Source organism: Porphyromonas asaccharolytica DSM 20707 (assembly GCF_000212375.1).
In the GTDB taxonomy this organism is placed as follows: domain Bacteria; phylum Bacteroidota; class Bacteroidia; order Bacteroidales; family Porphyromonadaceae; genus Porphyromonas; species Porphyromonas asaccharolytica.
On record NC_015501.1, the window covers coordinates 1,367,060 to 1,382,730 of the forward strand.

Consider the following 15,671-nt stretch of genomic DNA (forward strand, 5'->3'; position numbering starts at 1 on the left):
GTTTAGTAAATCAGTTTATTGTGCTTTCAGGGTTAGATTAGGGTTAGTCTGGGGTTAGTTAGAGGCTCCTATATATGCTCTAGGTGGGTGTAGCGGATGAGTACTTCGCGGGTCCTGCCGTCGTCGAAGTGGATGGTGAGTTTGCCGCCCATAGCGCTCTCGATGCGCTCTATCTTGCCGTCGCCATGACGTGGATGGCGCACGCGGTCACCGACGTGGTAGCCGTCGATGCTCTCGAGGGCGTTGACGGGCGAACTCTTCGCGAGCATCTGTTGCGCCGTGGCGGTGCTGGAGCTGGAGCTGGTGCTGGTGCTAGTTGCGCTGGTGGTGGGTCGCTGTGCTGTGGCGGGTGAGCTGTAGTTGGTCGGCTGGTAGCTTGTGGCATAGCTGCTCACGCTGGTCCCGATGGGGTCTGCCTCCTCGTGGAGGGTGTAGTGCGCCCGTGGTAGCTCGGCGATGAAGCGGCTGGGGATCATGAGCTCGGTCTTACCGTTGCGCGTGCGTATGCTGGTATAGCTGAGGGTGCAGAGCTTTTGGGCTCGTGTGATGCCGACGTAGAGGAGTCGGCGCTCCTCTTCGATCATCTCGGCGGTGTCGAGGCTGCGTGAGGAGGGGAGGAGGTTCTCCTCGACACCCGCGATGTAGACGTAGGGGAACTCGAGTCCCTTGGCGGCGTGGATGGTCATGAGCTGTAGTCGATCCTGCGGGGTGGCTCCGCTATGCTGCTCGACGTTGTCCTGATCTTGGTTGGTCAAGAGGGGGATCTGCTGGGCAAAGGCGCTGAGGATCTCGGTGCTTAGTGGCTCCTCGGCAAAGAGGTTGAGCGGGTCCTGTCGGTAGCGAGCCTCAAACTCGGAGGCACTGCTGACAAACTCCTTGAGGTTGTCGAGCTTCGCCTGGCTCTCGACGGTGTCTTCGCGTGTGAGCTCAGCGACGATACCGCTCTCACGTAGTATGTGTGCGATCCACTCCTCCAGCTTGGCATAGTGCTGATAAGCGGTGGCGAGCGAGTCGATGAGATTGACAAAGGAGGCTATCTTGTTGCGCACGCCTCGGCTGAGACCGACGGGGTCGGCACTGTCGATAGCGGCGCAGAGCGCGTCGTAGAGGGATAGCTGCGGGCTTTGCTGCTTGGCATAGAGAGCTACCTTCTCGAGGGTTTTGTCGCCAATGCCTTTGCGTGGATAGGCGATGGCTCGGCGCAGTGCCAGCTCGTTGTGCGGGTTGATGATGAGCTGGAGGTAAGCTATGGCATCTTTGATCTCGGCACGAGCGTAAAAGGCCATACCTCCGTAGATGACATAGGGGATGCCCTCCGAGAGAAGGACCTCCTCGAACTTACGGCTCTGAGCGTTCGTGCGGTAGAGGATGGTCTGGTCAGAGAGCGGTATCTGCTCCTCATCGTGTCGCTGGGTGATGATGTCGATGAGTCGTGTCGCCTCCTCGTCGGACGAGGTGTAGTGGTAGAGCTGTAGCTTCTCGCCCTCGCCGAGGTCGGTGTAGACCTCCTTGGGGATGCGCTGCTGGTTGTGCTCGATGAGAGCATTGGCACTGCTCACGATATGGCCCGTGGAGCGGTAGTTTTGCTCTAGCTTAAAGAGCTTGGCACCGGCGAAAGCTTGCTTGAAGCTCAGAATATTGGCAATGCGCGCCCCTCGGAAGGAGTAGATGCTCTGGGCATCGTCGCCCACGGCAAAGATGCGGTTGTGGTCGGCGACGAGGTGACGGGCTAGCTCAAACTGTGAGGTGTTTGTATCCTGATACTCATCGATGAGGAGGAAGTCTATGCCACTCTTGATCTCTTGGTGCGCCTCGGGGAAGTCGCGTATGAGGACGTTGAGGAGGAAGAGGAGGTCGTCGAAGTCCATCGAGTTGCTCTCCTTGCATCGCTGCGTGTAGAGGCTGTAGAGCTTGTAGAGCTCACCCTCATGATTCATCGTATCGTACTTGCGTATCTCCTGATTGGCGGCATAGGCTTGTGGGGAGATGAGCATGTTTTTCGCATCGGATATGCGCTTGAGGACACGTGTCGGGGTGTAGTTCTTGTCGCTGAGGTCTAGCTCCTTGATGCAGTTGCGTATGAGTGCCTTGGTGTCACTGGTATCGTAGATGGAGTAGTCCTGGCTATAGCCAAGCAGTGGGGCGTAGCGCCGCAGGATACGTCCGCAGATGGCGTGAAAGGTACCCATGCGTAGCCTATAAGCGATGCTCTCGCCGAGCATGTCGCTAACACGTGAACGCATCTCGCCGGCTGCTTTGTTGGTAAAGGTGAGGGCGTAGAGTCGCTGGGGGTTCCACCCTTGGTCTACGAGGTGTGCCAGCTTGTAGGTGATGACGCGGGTCTTGCCTGAGCCTGCCCCAGCGATGACTAGGGCGGGTCCTTCGTTATAGACGACGGCAGCTCGCTGTGCTTCGTTGAGTGCAGTGAGGTCTACCATATTACTCTTGCTCTTCCTGGAGGATTGCGTCTAGCGTCTCGAGCAGGCGTATGCGTCGCTTGGGGTCGGCGATGGCGTCTCGTAGCGCCTGCAGAAGCTGGTGGGGGAGTGCCTCATCGTCGTACACAGGCTCCTCGCTCGGTGTGGTCGGCTGCTGTGGCTCGTAGGTGCGTATGGTGGGGTCGTCGGGCAGGAAGGTGATCAAGCCCTCTAACCGCTGCGGCAATCGCTCGGGCAGGTCGGTCATCGGGAAGAACTGCTTGGCATCCTCTATAAAGAGGTAAGTCGGTCCCAACAGATAGGGGTCGATATGCTGCGTTACGGAGGAGAACTGCAGGGGCGTGAAGAGCGATAGGTGCGGCACAGAGATGTAAAGGTGGCTGATCACGAGTCGCTTGATCGCTATGGAGACGGGATCGGTCCACTTGCTGAGCTTTTCGCCACAAGCTACGTAGACAAAGCTGTAGGCGCCTGAGATGCTTGCGTTTTGTCTAGTCACCTCGGAGGCGAGCGCTACGGAGACTCCCTCAGTCACACCGCGCATCTCTAGTATTTCGTGCCACAGGCTCTGCTCCTCCTCGTCATGTACGATGATGAGCATACGCCCTGGCTCGTGAACGGAGACGAAGCGCATCATCGCTATCATAGGCTCGATGATGGTCTCGCTGTGAGGCGCTGGGATGATGCCGTAGCTCTGCCACAGGAGCTGGTAGAGTGTCTGTCGCATCTCGAGGCTACTCTCAGCCTGTACGTAAGGCTGTGACAATTCGCCCGTGGGGAGCTTTTTGGTTACTAGCTCACGCCAATTGCTGAGACGCAGGTAGCCACGTATCATCTCGTAGACATCGTCGTAGCACTGGAAGGTACTGGAGAGTTCCTTTGCTTCTCGGGTTATTTGATCGATGAGATGGTAATGCTTGGGTGGGAGCAGGGTCCCCTCGAAGTAGCGCGCCTGCCAATCGGCGTACAGCTCCTCTTTGCCCTTGCCTATACTGCACTCGATGGTGCGTCCCCCCTTGTAACTGATGAAGATAGAGGTGCGGTCGGGCTGGAAGGGCGTGGTGCCCCAGGGGTAGCCTGGCACCACCTCCGAGAGGTAGTTGGCGACCGCCTCGATATGCTTGCAAGTGCCTAGCCCGCTGGTGCGAAAGTCTAGACAAGCGCAGTAGTTGCGGTCGCTCCGTACGCCTCGGAAGGCGACACGGTAGTGGTTTGATCCGCTCTGCACCATGTAGTCTCCCCAGATACGATTCTTGTCTAAGTGGGTGACGGTAAAGTCGTTTTGCTCGGCAAACTGCTTGCGGAGCGCTATCTGCCAGGCTTCGACGCTCATGCCTTCGGGGCAATAGCGGTTGGAGAGCTTCTTGGGATCTGTCTGTTGCATAGTTTAGTAGATAAATAGGTATAGATGATTGAGCGGCTTAGGAAGCCTGCTCGTCTGATTCTGTCATTGGGGTGCGCTGCATCTCCTCCTTGAGGTAGTGCGCTGTGTAGCTCTGCGTGTCGGGGCTCTGCGCCATCTCTTGTGGCGAGCCCGCAAAGATGACCTCGCCGCCATTGCGCCCGCCCTCTAGTCCCATATCAATGAGGTAGTCAGCGCTCTTGATCACATCTAGATTGTGCTCGATGATGAGTACCGTATTGCCACGGTCTACGAGCTCATTGACCAGCTTGAGCAGGACACGTATGTCCTCAAAGTGTAGACCTGTCGTCGGCTCATCGAGGACGTAGAGGGTGCGTCCCGTGTCTCGCTTCGACAGCTCGGTCGCCAGCTTGACACGTTGGCTCTCACCGCCCGAGAGCGTTGTGGAGGGTTGACCTAACTTGACATAGCCCAGCCCGACCCGCTGCAGCGTAGAGAGCTTGCGGTAGAGGGCGGGGATATGCTCGAAGAACTCGACCGCCTGATTGAAGGTCATGTCTAGCACCTCGGCTATGCTCTTACCCTTGTAGCGCACCTCGAGGGTCTCACGGTTGTACCGCTTGCCACGGCACACATCGCACGGGATGGTCACGTCGGGGAGGAAGTTCATTGAGATGGTTTTGTAGCCGTTGCCTTTGCACTCTTCGCATCTTCCGCCCTTGACATTAAAGGAGAAGCGCCCTGGCTTGTACCCTCGCGCACGGCTCTCGGGAACTTTGACAAAGAGGTTGCGGATCTCGCTAAAAAGACCGGTGTAGGTGGCTGGATTGCTCCTCGGGGTGCGTCCTAGTGGTGACTGATCGACGAAAGCTATCTTGTCAATCAGCTCCAAGCCCTCGACAGAAGCATAGGGGAGCGGTGCCTGCTTGCTACGATAGAGGTGCTGTGAGATGATCGGCACCAAGGTGCCGTTGATGAGCGAAGACTTACCGCTCCCCGACACGCCTGTGACGCAGACGAAGAGTCCTAGCGGTATAGAGACATCCACGTTCTTAAGGTTATTACCCGCGCAGCCCTTGAGTCGTAGCCATGCCTCTTCGGTAGGCTGTCGGTAGGCTGCTGGTAGCGGGATAGCTAGCCTATTGGTCAGATAGTCGCAGGTGAGCGTATGCGTGTCGCCAATCGCAGAGGGCGGCCCCTGATAGGTCACATGCCCGCCGAGACGACCCGCTCCTGGTCCCATATCGATCAGGTAGTCGGCTGCGAGCATCATGTCGCGGTCGTGCTCTACGACGAGGACCGTGTTTTGCGCATCGCGAAGCTTCTTGAGGGCATCTATGAGCATGCGGTTGTCGCGCTGATGCAGGCCGATGCCTGGCTCATCTAGTATATAGAGTACCTCAACCAGCCCAGTACCGATCTGCGTGGCGAGACGTATGCGCTGTGACTCGCCACCACTGAGCGAAGCGGAGGGACGAGCGAGTGTGAGGTAGTAGAGCCCCACATCTAGTAGGAAGTTGACCCGCAGCAAGATCTCTTTGATCACTTCGTGGGCTACCTTCTGCTGATTCTTCGTTAGCTGCCCCTCGATCTCACGTAGTCGCTCTACCAGACGGTCTAGGTCTAGCTCCGTCAGGTCGGCGATGGTGTAGCCCGCGAGCTTGTAGCTGAGGGCTATCGGGTTGAGGCGTTGTCCGTTGCACTCGGGACAGATTTGCTCCGTCAGGAACTCTTCCGCCCAGTTGCGCATAGATGCCGTAGCGTCGTCATCCTCCGCCAGCTCCCGCACATACTGAGAGACCCCATCGAAGGTGAAGTGTGCCTCGCCCTCGTCGTCCTCTTCGTCTGAGTCGACCCCAAAGAATATCTGCTCGACCGCCTCCTCGGGGATCTTTTCAAATGGTGTGTCTATCGTGCAGCCATACTCCTTCAAGATCTCCTCAATAGAGGTAAAGAGTAGGCTGCGCTTCTTGTAGCGCCCGATGGGTACGATAGCACCCTCACGTATGGAGATCTTCGGATCGGCCACCACCTTGTCTATGTCTAGTACGCCCACACGCCCTAGGCCTTTACAGCGCTTACAGTAGCCACGAGGCGAATTGAACGAGAAGTCGGCTGGCGAAGCGTCTGGATAGGCGATACCACTCTCGGGGTCCATCAGTCGCTTGCTCAGATGCTGTATCTCTGTGCTATCACGTCGCATCACATCGATGACCCCCTCTCCGAGCTTCATCGCTATGCCCACCGCCTCGGTGATGCGCTGCTTATTGCTCTCCCGTACGGTACATTTGTCCACCACGACACTGACGTAGTGTATGGAGAAGCGGTTGAGTCGCATGCCAGGCGTCAGCTCGCATACCTCACCGTCAATGTAAGCGTGTAGGAAGCCTCTACGCCTCATCTGCTCGAAGAGCTCGCGGTAGTGACCCTTGCGATCGACCACGACGGGAGCCAGGATGTAGATCCCCTCGTCAGCGTACTGCTCCATAATATGCTCCACGACCTGCTCCTCGGTGTAGCGCACCATCTCCTTGCCCGTGAGGTAGGAGTAAGGGGTGCCGACACGTGCATAGAGGATACGTAGGTAGTCGTAGATCTCCGTCACGGTGCCAACGGTAGAGCGAGGATTGGTCGAGGCACTCTTCTGCTCGATAGCTACCACGGGACTAAGCCCCACGATCTCGTCGACGTCGGGTCGCCCGCCACCGCCCCCGATGAAGCTACGCGCATAGGAGGAGAAAGTATCTAGATAGCGTCTCTGTCCCTCAGCTAGTAGCGTGTCAAAGGCAAGCGAAGACTTACCACTCCCTGAGAGTCCTGTCACGACGGTCAACTTATGGCGAGGCAGCGAGACTTCGATATTCTTCAGGTTGTGTACACGAGCTCCATGTACCTCGATGGCACCCATCGCCCATAGCTCCTGCTCAGAAGCTGAGGCGTGTGTGTTGCTGTCGTTAGGCCTATCGGTGTGAGCGTCTATCTGCTTATTCTGATCCATTTATCTAGAGATGCGGTTCATAGCCTACAAATATAGTGCTTTTCTACGACAAGGAGGTGGTTAGCTATTGGCTGTTGGCTGTTGGCTGTTAGCGGCTCTGATCATCAGAGACGATAAAACAGAATAGCCACGAAGGATGTCGGTATCTCCTTCGTGGCTATTGGGGTTCTAATATGGCGTGGGGATCAGCGAGTAAGCAGTACGACAGCTTGCGCTGCGATACCCTCGCTATTGCCTAGCGGTCCGAGATGCTCATGGGTCGTCGCCTTGACATTGACGCAAGGAGTGTCGAGTAGCTCCTCAAGGCGCGCTATCATCTGCGGTATATGACCTGATAGCTTAGGTTGCTGAGCGATGATGGTGAGGTCGGCATTGACCACTTGATAGCCCGCCTCGCGAACCATCTGCATGACGGTGGCGAGGAGCTGAGTGCTGTCGGCTCCTCGGTACTGCTCATCGGTGTCGGGGAAGTGGTAGCCGATGTCTCGCTGACCGATAGCCCCGAGGAGAGCATCCATCAAGGCGTGCAGTGCTACGTCTGCATCGGAGTGACCGAGGAGTCCTAGCGGGCTGGGGATGCGTATGCCACAGAGGACGAGCGGTCGGTCTGGTGTGGTACGATGGATGTCGTAACCAGAGCCTATGCGATAGCTGCAGGTCATGCTTGCGATGGGTTACTTGAGTAGTTCACGAATGCCGTCAAAGTCGAAGGCGATGGTGAAGCGGAGCGTCTGGTCGAGCGGGTTGCTTTGGACGGTCGAGACGAGGTAAGAGGCGTCGATACTGAAGACGTTCATCTTGAAGCCCGCACCAGCGGTGAAGTACTGCAGATTACCTTTGTCAGGGTGTAAGTAGTGGTAACCCGCACGTAGGAAGAAGCGGTTGTTGTAGCTGTACTCAGCACCGAGTCGGAGGGAGACCTCTTGTAGCTCCTCCTTGAAGCCGCCAGGAGCATCGGCCCACGAGGTGAAGATACCTGCGATGGAGGAGGTGTTGAGATACTTCTCACGAGCAGCATCGTACGCCTCGGGGTTAGCTTGATCCTTTACCGGAGGGGTTGGGACGAGTAGCTTGCTCGCCTCCACATTGAAGGCTAGTGCATTGTACTCATCAAAGGGGTAGAGGAGTCCTGTACCGAGCGATAGATTGGTCGGGATAAACATACTGGTGCCGCCGTTGTCGTAAGAGATCTTGGTACCGATGTTCTTAATGTTGAAGCCGAAGGTCCACAAGCTCTCGGCAGAGCCTAGGTCAAAGTAACGATTGTAGAAACCCGCGATGTCTGCTGCAAAGGCATTGCCTGCGCTCTTCTCACCCGTTGCAAGGTTGTTGTCAGCACGTATGTAGCGCAGAGCGACCGCCATCGAGTAACTGTCAGAGAGCTGTAGACCATAGCCAAAGTCTACGGCAAACTCATTGGGGTGCGCTTCACCGAGAGACTCGGACATAGGTCCAAACTGCTCGATAGCACCAAAAGAGAAGTAGCGTACCGAGGCACTCAGCGCTTGGTTACTCTCACGACCTATCTTATAGTAGCCGACTAGCTCCATGAGCTTGATATCCTTGACCAGCTTAGCGAGCCAAGGTGTGTAGGACATACTGATCCCCGCCTTGCTACTGAGGAAAGCGTACTTAGCAGGGTTGAAGTACTGAGACTGTACGTCAGGTGTGGTCGAGACACCCATATCGGCTAGACCTGCAGCACGGGCACTCGGGTTGATATTGAGTGAGGGTACTGAGGTGAGGACTGGATTGAAGCGTCTGTCTTGGCTCACTTCTTGAGCTGTGAGGTGAGAGCTTAGCGCCCCCAAGGCTAGGAGTAGGAGGGTAGTTATGCGTAGATTGCGAAGTTTCATAGAGTCTATTGATTTACTGAACTAACGGCGGAGGAAGGCTGTTTATTGTATTACTTGTTGTTAGACCGATACGATGCCCCAGGAGGAGCGGTCGAGGTTGCGGTAGTTGATCGCCTCGCTGATATGCTTGAGCGATATTTGCTCAGAGCCGTCGAGGTCGGCAATGGTGCGGGCCACCTTGAGGATGCGATCGTAGGCTCTCGCAGAGAGGTCGCGCTGTATCATCGCCTGACGCAGTATCTTCATAGCGTCGCCCTCGACGTAGGCGAACTGTTTCATCAAGCGTGGGGTCATCTGTGCATTGCAATGGATGCCCGGGTAGGGAGCGAAGCGTCGGAGCTGTATCTCTCGAGCCTTGATGACCCGCTCTCGGATCGCAGCACTGCTCTCAGAGGGGCGACGGTCTGAGAGAGCGTCAAAGTCTACGGGACGGGTCTCGATCTGTATGTCTATGCGGTCTAGAAGAGGACCAGAGAGCTTTTGCAAATACTTAGCGGGTGCACCAGGAGGACAGGTACACTCACGGTTGGGGTCGTTGTAGTAGCCACAAGGACAGGGGTTCATCGCCGCCACCAGCATGAAGGAGGCGGGATAGCTAAAGGTCGCCTTGGCACGAGAGATGGTGATGGTGCGGTCTTCAAGCGGCTGACGTAGCAGCTCGAGGGCTACACGATTGAACTCGGCCAGTTCGTCGAGGAAGAGGACCCCGTTGTGTGCCAAGCTCACCTCGCCTGGACGTGGGGTCGTACCGCCTCCAACAAGCGCTACATTGGAGATGGTGTGGTGCGGCGAACGGAAGGGGCGACTCTTCATCAGGGATACACCTCCCTTGAGAGCGCCCGCTACGGAGTATATCTTGGTCGTCTCGAGTGCTTCGTGGAGGGTGAGCGGCGGTAGGATCGTGGGGAGACGCTTGGCGACCATTGACTTACCCGATCCAGGCGAGCCGATCATGATGATGTTGTGCCCTCCTGCAGCTGCGACCTCCATGGCTCGAACGAGGGCGGGCTGCCCCTTGACCTCGCTGAAGTCTACCGAAGAGACGCACTGCTGCTGGGCAAACTCCTCGCGGGTGTTGACTACCGTCGGTTCTAGCTTAGCTCTCCCTGCGAGGAAGTCTATCACCTCTCTGAGCGACTCGACACCGTACACCTCTAGGTCGTTGACGACAGCCGCTTCGCGAGCGTTTTCTTTGGGCACGATGACTCCTTTGAACTTCTGCTCTCGCGCCATAATAGCCATCGGGAGTATTCCTTTGACAGGCTGTAGGGTGCCATCGAGAGATAGTTCGCCAGCCATCACAAAGTTTGCCAGAGGCTCATCGGGGATGATCTCATTAGCAGCAAGGAGTGCCACAGCGATGGGGAGGTCAAAGACTGTCCCCTCCTTGCGCACATCGCCTGGACTTAGGTTGATGACCGTGTTGTGGCTCTTGGGATGTGCATTGCTGGAATCGCAGGCAGTGTAGACACGCGAGAGCGACTCCCGTACGGCGGCATCGGGCAGTCCTACCATGCTGATGTTAAACCCCTTGGAGACACTGAGCTCGACAGTGACGAGGAGCGCATCGAGGCTGACGAGGGCTGAGGAATAGGTCTTGACGAGCTTACTCATTGTACTGAAAATAAGAGATGGAGTCTACAACCAGCGTGTGGTTACTGTCGGTACGGTAGTGCATCACGCCAGCCTGTCTGTCTGGAGCTAAAGCTCTGTAGAGTTGCACACGGAGAGGCTCAGGCGCATCAATGATATAGTTGTAAGCGCCAAGGCGATTGGCTATTTGAGCTAGCGAGTCTACGCTCCCTAGGGGCAGCAGAAGTGTGATCGACTGCTGGGAGCCTTGCGGTACGCGCACTTTTCGCCACTCGATATCTGCGCCAAAGAGTATGCGCCCCTGTGGATAGCTGGTGGCTTGCCATGTGATCGTGTCCTGCTTGTTGATAGCGCGTAGCGTGGGGTACTCCTTTTGTGCAGCGGACGAGGAGGTAACGACAAACTGATAGATCTCAGGCGTGAAAAGCCCTGAGTCTATGGTGCCATCCGTGAGTGCCTGACGAAACTGCGACATGCCGTCCTCATAAAGCGACATGATCTCTAGCGCCCAGTCCATCTGTCCCGCATAGCGTGTCTGCTCCTTCTTTTTGAGGTTTGACGCAAAGGCGATGAATTGCTGCATCACCAACTTTGCTTCTTTATTGGCATTGTCGAAGTCGTTGTCAGCGACCGCTTTGTCATAAGAGCGTAGGAGCGGTGCAGCTTCCTTTAGAAAGTCCTTGTAGCCGGTCCTCTTAGCTTCATCAAGGTCGTAGCAGTTGTGCGGTGAAGCGACCTCTAGGTGAAAGCGTACCTTGCTCCGGCTATGCAAGTCTAGCGGATAGTATTGCTCGAAGGAGCCCACAACGAGGTACGCCTCATAGATAGAGTCCCGGTCGAAGGTGTAGGAAAAAGCTTCCCCGACCTTGGTAAAGGTGAGTGTGTCAATCTGTGCTCCGCCACTCTGTAGCGTGTAGAGAAGCGCTGTGTAACCCGTGTTGTCCGCCTTGCCGCTGTCGATCTCAATCTTCACCTGACCACCACAAGATACGAGTAGGAGCAGGCAGGTGAGGGTCGGCAATAGTATGCTAAAGGTGTGGAGCAGTCGTCTCATAGGGTGTGTATTTTAGTTAGACTGATTAGCATCTTGTCTTTGTCGCATCCAGCGCTCGATGATCTCAGCGATCTCTTGCAGTTGCTCTCGCGAGGTACTGGTGGCTCCGCACACGCCGACAGACTCCTCGTGTGAGGGAACTAAGTCGTAGGTCAGTTCGGAGGGATAGGTTATAAAGGTCGTATTAGGATTGACCTCGAGGCAGTTCTGATAGAGGACACGCCCGTTGGAGCTCTTCTGATCGGAAACGAAAAAGATGCGATCGTGGCTCTTGGCAAAGGCTCGGATATTGGGAATGCGACGCGCTACCTGCTGGCAGATGGTGTTGTGATAAATGAGCGTTGCCGTGCCACTCAGACGGCTCTTGATGAGCGAAAGCATCTCCTCGAGCTGATCCTCCTGCATGGTAGTTTGCGAAAAGAGTTCGACAGCGTGTGAGAAGTCAATCAAGTCTAAGTCCTTAGGCTCTCGCACTACAATCGCTTTCCCATCGGTCTGCCCGACCAACCCATTGACCTCCGCATGACCAGGCTTGCCGAAGATGACAATCTGCGTATCATCCTTTAAGTGCTGGAGGTACGCTTGTCTCACCTTCTGCTGTAGTCTCAGCACGACAGGGCAAGTTGCATCGACCACCTCTATGCCATGCTCTGCGGCGTAAGTATAAGAGGAGGGCGGCTCGCCGTGAGCTCGGTATAGTACCCGGGCATTGCTCAGACGGCTAAACTGCTCGTGATCTATCGTATGCATGCCGAGAGACTCCAAGCGATCCACTTGAGCACGATTGTGAACGATGTCTCCTAGACAGTAGAGAGGCTCGCCTTGCTCCTGACGCAAGATCTCCTCCGCACGAGAGACCGCCTTGATGACCCCAAAGCAAAAGCCCGACTCGGGGTCTATCTCGACACGACCTATCTGATTATTTGCTTTCACACTTATCTATTTCTGCTCTCTCTGTCGTGCTAGAGCTAGAGCCATTGCAGCCTGCTCATCTATAGAGAGTACACTATTATCTATAACGACTGCATCCTCAGCTTGGCGGAGCGGATTGATCGCTCTGTGTGAGTCTCGGTAGTCGCGATCCTTTAGGTCAGCCGATACCATATCGATCGTTGTCGTCTGATCGCCTTTGCCACGTAGCTCATCGTATCGTCTCTGTGCACGCACCTCTGGGGTTGCTGTGAGAAAGATTTTGAGCTCAGCCTCTGGAAAGACAACCGTCCCAATATCCCGACCATCCATCACGATACCGCCTGCCTCGCCCAGACGACGCTGCTGAGCCACAAGCATCGTACGTACGAAGTCATAGCTCGCTACGACACTAGCCGGACGAGATACCTCTAGCGTGCGGATCTCAGACTCCACGTCTTCACCATTGAGGAGCGTGTGTCCCGTCTTAGGATCGAAGGTTACCTGCACCCCCTCCAGTTCCTCACGTAGCTTATCTAGGTCAAACTGATCGCCATCCCATAGTCCACGGCGCATCGCAAAGAGAGCCACGGCACGGTACATCGCACCACTATCCACGTATGTATAGCCCAAATCCTTGGCGAGCGCACGTGCTAGCGTACTCTTGCCACAGGCACTATAACCATCTATCGCTATCTGTATCTTTTTAGTAGACATACTTGTCATTGCCAAAGGTTGTGGAGAATGAAAACATCAGCCCCAACATCTGTGGATTATAATAAGTCGCGCCAAGTGCTAGGCGGTAGTGCCTCTGGTTAAAACCCACGCCAGCGGACAGACCACTTAGGCTCTTGGCGCCTCGCTCTGAGAGGTCTACCGCTTGCTTCGCATTGTACCCGATGCCTACCCAAAACTGCTCAGACGGCACAAACTCCACGCCACCAGCAAAGTGACTCGCTATACGTATGCCCGTCGACCGCCCCGCACCCCACGTCTGTATATTATAAGGAGTCAGCCCCTGTATCGTGAGGTGAAAGCGTATCGGAGCATGTGCCAGCCGCTGTGACATGCCGAGACGTACGTCCCACTGCGGCATACGACGGGAGAGTCCGTAGCTCTTGAGCATGCCGCCCACATTGGAGATCGTCATCCCTAGCGAGGTGCCCCAGTCGGAGCGGTAGTAGCTCAGCCCTGCGTCGGCTACGAGGGCAAAGGCTGAGTAATGCTCAATCTGTCCGTAGAGCATCTTAAGAGCCAATCCACCACGCAGTCTGTCGGTCAAGTCGTAGCTGTACAGCCCCGAGAGCGCCATCTCCATCGCCTGAAAAGGAGCTGTCGCTACCCCCTGCGTATCGTATCCCTGCATCTTACCGTAGTAGGTGCTCCGCAGAGCGACCGCCCAAGCGCCACGCTCACCGACAGGTAGTCCGTAGAGCGCATTGGCACTGTGCGTGCCACGCATGTAGTTGAAGTAGGAGAGAAACATTCGTCCCGCCACCTCATGCCCGTAGAGTGCGGGGTTGTCTAGAGCTAACCCTGGGTTCGCATCTATATAGGAGATCACCTTGCCGCCCATAGCGAGCGACTGTGCCGAGGGGGGCTGTAGTAGGAAGCCAAAAGTATGAGCCTCCTGTCCCCGTACAATAGTATAGGGGAGGAGGCCGAAAAGTAATAGGAGTATTGGACTCCAGTGAGATGCTCGAGGCATAGATCTGCAGTAGGGGCTATCAGTCGTTACGTCCGAAGAACCTCAAGAGGTATAGGAATAGGTTGATAAAGTCTAGATAGAGCGACAGTGCGCTAATCACCGCCAATCGTCCCACCTGCGTATCGTCATAGAGGTCGCTCTCAGTAGCTAGACGCTTCACCCGCTGCACATCATAAGCGGTCAAAGCGGTAAAGAGTACCACTCCGATGAGGCTAATGATCCAGTCCAGACCGCTCGAGCGAAGGAATATGTTAACCAGCGAAGCGATGATGAGACCTATCAGCGCCATCAGTAAGATAGAGCCCATCTTAGATAGATCCCGCTTGGTGGTAGCACCCACAAGCGCCATCACGCCAAACATACCAGTGGTTATGAAGAAGGTCTTCGCAATAGACCCGAGACTATACGCCAGGAAGATGAAAGAGAGCGTTGCACCGTTGAGTGCCGAGTAGACAATCAGCATAATGGTAGCAGTCGTCACGCTCATCTTGTTGATGCGAGCCGAGAGGACGAAGACCAGTACTAGCTCAGCGATGATGAGTAGCCACATAGCTCCCGATGAAGCTATTTGGTAGAAGAGTCCTGAGTTTACGACTCCCATAGCGGTCAGCGCTGTGATCAGCAGACACATAGCCATCCAGCCGAAGGTCTTGCGCATCACCTTGCCAACCATAGGAGTGACCATATAGGTTTGCCCTTGTGGTGTCGTATAGTCAGAGGGATTGTAGGGAGGGGGTGTTGTCATAAGATTGTGATATCAAAGTGTTATACTGTTTCGTCAGTATCAGATAGGATAGCGAGAGAGAAGTTTAACGCTTCCCATCTAGTGTCTCCAGTGTTGCCGAGTCTAGGACCTCCGCTTTCACTATGCGTTTGGGCTGCTGGATGAGTCCTAGCTTGGAGTCGTTGCAGAGTGTATAGGAGAGTCGATCAGTCACTTGTAGGTAGCACTCAGCGCTGTCAGAGAGCAGTGCGTTAGCCGCCTCGACAGTCAGTGTGTCAGCCCGCACCACAGAGCGATCGGAGGCTGTCAGGGTGAGTTCCTTGGTCTGTCCGAGGAGTGTAGCACTTCCTGAGCCAGTCGCTGTGATATGAGCCTGACCCTCAGATTGTAGCACCGCACGTACCTCCGGAGAGCCACTATAGCTTATGAAGGATTGGTCACACGAGAGGTAAAGATCTGCCTTTGCATTGCCACGCAGCTGTACCTCTGCATAGTGCGCATCGATGGTCAAACCCTCTACCTGCCCACCAATCTGTAGCAGGTCAAAGGGCGTATCGAGCTTGTTGCATCCCGTCGCTACCACCTTGGCATCCCCGACCACGCGCAGCTGGTTGATCGAGGGTAATGTGAGCTCGGCAAAGACCTCTCCGGGTACCCAACGATTGCGATAGGGTAGACGTCTGATGGATAGCGTCTTGTCCGCTATGCGTACCTTCACACGACGTCGTAGCGCATTGGGATAGGAGACTCTGAGCGAGGCGTGTGATACGGTGTCAAACTTGATCTGTAGTTGAACGCCCGTCCCCACCTCTAACGTGTCAAAGGTCCTAGTAGCGTAGCTATAACTCTTGCTACGCTTATGACGCTGCCAGTAAACGAGAGCCAGGGCGGTCACAGCCACGCCTGAGGCGAGGGTGCCACCAGCGACAGCTCCTTGTCGCCATCTGCGCAGACGCTCGGGAATCGGTATGTCTGAGAGCTTAGGGGTGAACTGAGAGAGGGATATATTGCGTTTTTTCATAGAGATG

12 protein-coding genes are annotated in these 15,671 nt (G+C 55.6%); all 12 read right to left on the reverse strand.

Going from position 1 to position 15,671, the window contains the following annotated elements; all coding sequences use genetic code 11:
* Window positions 1–68: 68 nt before the first annotated feature.
* Window positions 69–2,438, reverse strand: a complete 2,370-nt coding sequence (locus PORAS_RS05370) for an ATP-dependent helicase (protein ID WP_013760478.1) — start codon at window positions 2,436–2,438, stop codon at window positions 69–71.
* A 1-nt stretch (window position 2,439) separates the two neighbouring features.
* Window positions 2,440–3,822 (reverse strand): hypothetical protein, encoded by a 1,383-nt coding sequence (locus tag PORAS_RS05375; RefSeq protein WP_013760479.1) that lies wholly within the window; start codon window positions 3,820–3,822, stop codon window positions 2,440–2,442.
* A 37-nt stretch (window positions 3,823–3,859) separates the two neighbouring features.
* The gene (uvrA, locus tag PORAS_RS05380; protein ID WP_013760480.1) at window positions 3,860–6,799 is read right to left on the reverse strand and encodes an excinuclease ABC subunit UvrA; all 2,940 of its coding nucleotides are present in this window, start codon (window positions 6,797–6,799) and stop codon (window positions 3,860–3,862) included.
* Between the two features lie 185 nt (window positions 6,800–6,984).
* Window positions 6,985–7,461, reverse strand: a complete 477-nt coding sequence (gene ispF / locus PORAS_RS05385; RefSeq protein WP_013760481.1) for a 2-C-methyl-D-erythritol 2,4-cyclodiphosphate synthase — start codon at window positions 7,459–7,461, stop codon at window positions 6,985–6,987.
* A gap of 12 nt (window positions 7,462–7,473) precedes the next feature.
* Entirely contained in the window at window positions 7,474–8,655 is a 1,182-nt protein-coding gene (gene porV / locus PORAS_RS05390) for a type IX secretion system outer membrane channel protein PorV (RefSeq protein WP_004330832.1), read from the reverse strand.
* 60 nt (window positions 8,656–8,715) lie between these two features.
* The gene (locus PORAS_RS05395) at window positions 8,716–10,269 is read right to left on the reverse strand and encodes a YifB family Mg chelatase-like AAA ATPase (protein ID WP_013760482.1); all 1,554 of its coding nucleotides are present in this window, start codon (window positions 10,267–10,269) and stop codon (window positions 8,716–8,718) included.
* A complete protein-coding gene (locus PORAS_RS05400) occupies window positions 10,262–11,302 on the reverse strand; it encodes a hypothetical protein (protein WP_013760483.1) in 1,041 nt (346 codons plus the stop codon). Before PORAS_RS05400 ends, PORAS_RS05395 begins: the two co-directional genes overlap by 8 nt.
* A 12-nt stretch (window positions 11,303–11,314) precedes the next feature.
* Window positions 11,315–12,217: a 4-hydroxy-3-methylbut-2-enyl diphosphate reductase gene (locus PORAS_RS05405; RefSeq protein ID WP_044211542.1), complete on the reverse strand. Its 903-nt coding sequence runs from the start codon at window positions 12,215–12,217 to the stop codon at window positions 11,315–11,317.
* A gap of 24 nt (window positions 12,218–12,241) precedes the next feature.
* Window positions 12,242–12,928: a (d)CMP kinase gene (gene cmk / locus PORAS_RS05410; protein WP_013760485.1), complete on the reverse strand. Its 687-nt coding sequence runs from the start codon at window positions 12,926–12,928 to the stop codon at window positions 12,242–12,244.
* Complete coding sequence (porQ, locus tag PORAS_RS05415; protein WP_013760486.1) at window positions 12,918–13,919, reverse strand: type IX secretion system protein PorQ; 1,002 nt, start codon at window positions 13,917–13,919, stop codon at window positions 12,918–12,920. The genes cmk and porQ overlap by 11 nt, the downstream gene beginning before the upstream one ends.
* A 19-nt stretch (window positions 13,920–13,938) precedes the next feature.
* Window positions 13,939–14,664, reverse strand: coding sequence for a Bax inhibitor-1/YccA family protein (locus PORAS_RS05420; protein WP_013760487.1), 726 nt, complete (start codon window positions 14,662–14,664; stop codon window positions 13,939–13,941).
* A 64-nt stretch (window positions 14,665–14,728) separates the two neighbouring features.
* On the reverse strand, window positions 14,729–15,664 hold the full coding sequence (locus tag PORAS_RS05425) for a GIN domain-containing protein (protein WP_004330817.1): 936 nt from the start codon (window positions 15,662–15,664) through the stop codon (window positions 14,729–14,731).
* Window positions 15,665–15,671: the final 7 nt, after the last annotated feature.